Source organism: Lactobacillus sp. (assembly GCF_051893255.1).
GTDB lineage: Bacteria > Bacillota > Bacilli > Lactobacillales > Lactobacillaceae > Lactobacillus.
This window is the reverse complement of sequence record NZ_JBJFHB010000010.1, coordinates 1-3,729: the sequence shown is the minus strand read 5'-3', so window position 1 is coordinate 3,729 and position 3,729 is coordinate 1. Positions and strand designations below refer to the sequence as shown.

At 43.0% G+C, this 3,729-nt stretch carries 3 protein-coding genes; all 3 read right to left on the bottom strand.

What is annotated here, in order from left to right:
* Window positions 1–41 precede the first annotated feature (41 nt).
* Window positions 42–1,904 (bottom strand): FtsX-like permease family protein, encoded by a 1,863-nt coding sequence (locus ACI4WN_RS00770; RefSeq protein WP_439776551.1) that lies wholly within the window; start codon window positions 1,902–1,904, stop codon window positions 42–44.
* Between the two features lie 16 nt (window positions 1,905–1,920).
* A complete protein-coding gene (locus ACI4WN_RS00765; RefSeq protein ID WP_439776550.1) occupies window positions 1,921–2,673 on the bottom strand; it encodes an ABC transporter ATP-binding protein in 753 nt (250 codons plus the stop codon).
* Between the two features lie 173 nt (window positions 2,674–2,846).
* A partial coding sequence (locus ACI4WN_RS00760; protein WP_439776549.1) for an Abi family protein occupies window positions 2,847–3,729 on the bottom strand: 883 nt, incomplete at its 5' end.

Genomic DNA, 3,729 nt, shown 5'->3' with positions numbered 1-3,729 from the left:
TAGTATTAAATATTTAGTTTTTGATACTTATTTTTAGATTCTTAGTCTTCAATTACCAAGCCTTCATAAAGCTTAACTGTGATCAGGTAGTAGACCAGGTAAAGAATAAAGAAAATGACAAAGGGAATCCAGATTTGATTGTATGGGTTTGGCAGCAGGACTTTAAAGAACTGAAGACCAAAGAGCACGTCGATTGCACCTAAGAGAGCTGGCGCTAGGAACAAGACGCCAATTTCTTTTCGAAGGGAGGATTTAAGGACTCCAACTTGTGCCCCAATCTTGTGCAGCATCCCGTAGCGGAGCTTGTCGCTAGTCGCCCCAGACAAGACCTTGAACATCAAGGTTGAGGCTAACATCATGAGAAAGGCCAGACCTAAGAAGAAGCCCATAAATTCAAAACCAGAGCACATGGTGGCTACTAATTGGTAGCTGACCGGCTTGGTCATTTCTAAGAGCAGATATTCGTTGCTCCCCTCTTTATATTGCTTTTCTTGCTTTTGGGTAATTTTCAGAAGTGCTTGAGCCTTTTGGGTAAAGTTGTTCACCTTGTAAAAGGTTACAGTTTGACTTTGCCCCTTGATATTGGCAAAAGCCGCGCCGTCTAGAGCAACGGCGCTTGACGCAGTTTGTGAGAAGAGCTGGGCTGCGTTATAAGAAGCCGTCAGGCCCTGCTTGGCAGCTTTTTCCGTTAACTGGTCTGCCTTGACCGTTACCGTTTCGTAAAGACCAGATTTGGTCCGTGATTCTGATTGATTCTTTTTGGGCAGTGAATCAACATAGCGCTGAGTCTTAAGCGGGTTCTTTGCAACTTCAGCCTTGAGCAAGTAGATCCGCGCGCTATTGCTGTCATACTTATAAGTGTAGCTGGCTTGGGCTTTACCGCCCAGCTTTTCAATTTCTGTCTTAGCAGTTTGATCATTATTTAAGACGACAGCATCGTAGTACTGACCGTCTGTCAGGGCATCTTTTAAGCTGTTAAAGTTCAGCCCAACCGTGATTGCGCCAAGAGCCAGGGCAAACATGATGGAGATAGCAGACAAGATCCGGGTGTAGTCGTGCAAACGGAACTTGAGCTGGCCCAAGGTGAAAGGCCGCATACCCCGGTAAAAGAACTTTTTCTTTTTCCGCAAGAAATCGATAATACTGATCAAGGTTGCTGAAAAAAGGAAGTAGCTCCCTAAAACAATGGTCACCAGGGCGATTGGCAAAGCGTTCAGCACGAGCTTCTCGACATTCGCCATGGCCAGGTAGCCGGTTGCTAAAAGCAAAAGACCAACAAGGCCTTCGATCGCCCGCAAGACGGGATGGTTCTTGATTTGGCTGGGCTTTTGGTCATCTTTTAAAAGATTGATGACCGCCGTCTTGGTCAGCTTAGCTGCATTCCACAGGGCTGCCAGGAAAAAAAGCGCCATGAAGAAGGCAAGCGTCCACAATAAGGCTGGCAGGTAAAGCGGGTTGAAGTGCTTTAAAGTCAGGCCCAGCTGGGCTACCATCAAGCCCGATACAATCTTGGTCAAGATGATCCCTAAGATCAAACCAATCCCAGTTGCCAAAAAGCCGGTAACCAGGGTTTCTAAGAAGATCAGCTGACCAATCTTGGAGCTCTTCGCCCCCAGCATCATGTACATGCCGTAGTCGCGCTTGCGCATGCTGAGCAAAAAGCCATTAGCGTAAAACAGGTAGACCAGGGTCAAGATGGCCAAAAGGACCGTCCCAAAGCCAAAGGTAACTGTGGTCGTTTGGGCACTGATCAAGCCGCCCCCGCTGCTTTTCAAAAATTGCGGGTTAGTTGCCAGACTCAAAAACATGTAAAAGACCATGCTGGCAGCTGCCAGACCGGAGAAGAGAACTGTATAGTCCTTCAGCCGGCTTTTTACCCCAGTAAGTGATAATTTGATTAACATACTCTCCTGCCCTTTCTTAGTCTTCCACTTCGCCTAAATCAGCGATCAGCTTTTTGTAAAAGTCCTGCCGGGTCAAATCGCCCTTCTTGACCTCTTTGCCGATGATCCCGTCTTGGATAAAAAGGATTCGGTCCGCAAAAGAGGCAGAAAATGGATCGTGGGTCACCATCAAGATGGAAACTTGGTCGCGGCGGTTTAAGAGTTCCATGGTGTCCAGCATGGCGCGAGAAGACTTGGAATCAAGTGCCCCCGTTGGCTCGTCAGCCAAGAGAATGGCTGGTTCATGAACCAGGGCCCGGGCAGCGGCCACCCGCTGCTTTTGCCCGCCGGAAATAGCTGCTGGGTATTTATCAAGGAGGTCTTGGATGTTCAGCTTGTCAGCAATTTGCTCAACTAAAGGATCGATGCGGTTAGTCGATACGCCTTGCAAGGTCAGCGGCAGAGCGATGTTTTCTCTAGCGGTTAAGTTGTCCAGCAAGTTAAACTCCTGGAAGATAAAGCCGATTTCCTTGGCCCGGAAGTTGGCCAGCTTCTTTTTATTAAGGAGGGTAATGTCGTGACCGTTAACCAGAACTTCCCCGCTGGTTGCCGTGTCAAGGGTTGACAAGATGTTCAACAGAGTTGACTTACCTGAGCCCGAAGCCCCCATGATAGCAACGAATTCGCCCTTTTCAACCATGAAGCTGACGCCCTTTAAGGCTTGGTACTGCTTTTCTCCCTTCTTACCGTAGGTTTTGGTAACATTGGTAACTTTCATTACTTCTTCCATATGTGTCCTCATTTCTATTCCAGATTAGTTAGTAATTAGTGTACTATGATTAGTGATACACTTAGTATAGCAATTAGAATTACTTTGTCAACAATATTTTTTAGATTAACGTTTAACTCTTTACATCATAAAAACTGGGCTCCAAATTGGAGCCCAGTTTTTAATACTCTTGTTCAAAATTCAAATAACTTTTCAATACTCTTCCGATCCTTGAATCCATAATATTCTGCAGTAGTTCGATCATCAAGAAGCTTGATTATTGATTCCTCTAAATCTTCAAAACGATACTTTGGATTAATAACCTTCATCATTTTTACAAGAATGCAAGCAACAATCGCATATCCATTAGTATATGTTAGCATCTGCTTGTCATGAGTAATTAAAATTTCTTTATACTCTTTAGGAACTTTAGGCTTAGTTTTTAAACGTAAATCAGCAAGATTTCCATTATGGCAACAAATATTACGAACCAAATTAATACAACTTAGCCAACTATTTAGCTCCATCACATCTGAATTAAATTCTTTAGCAATTGCTCTACGATTTTCCTTAGACATTAAACGAAAAAGATGAATGGATTCTCCTAAAGTTAACTCATTCATTAATAACCAAACCGGTAGATAAGGTTCAGTTGGATTCTTTATTTCAAACTCTTTTACATCCAAAGAACTTGACTGTCTCGCGGCTCTCGATACCCTTAATAAAAATGAATTTTCTTCTTTGGCTATCGTATACTTATCAGTTATATACCTTAAGAAGGGATTTTTTCCTTTTGTTTGGCACCAAGACCTAAAATCGATATATCCTAAACTGCCAAGCTTATCACCAAGCAAATACGCAATCTTTGTATTTAATGTTGCCTCAATATCCTCAATTACGTGAAGAGTCGCGTATCTTAATCTTTTATCTCTATAATATCTTGCAACAATATCAGAAAACAACAAGTTTTCATAATATCCATTTTTAAAATATGGAAACGAATAATTTTTTAGCTGATAATAACCAATGCTGCTTATAGTACGAAGACTTCGCTCGTACTCATTTTTTTCTTTTTCA

Bases quoted from the DNA above. Each gene is read 5' to 3' on its own strand.
- ACI4WN_RS00770 (WP_439776551.1), bottom strand. From the start codon at position 1,904: ATGTTAATCAAATTATCACTTACTGGGGTAAAAAGCCGGCTGAAGGAC.
- ACI4WN_RS00765 (WP_439776550.1), bottom strand. From the start codon at position 2,673: ATGGAAGAAGTAATGAAAGTTACCAATGTTACCAAAACCTACGGTAAG.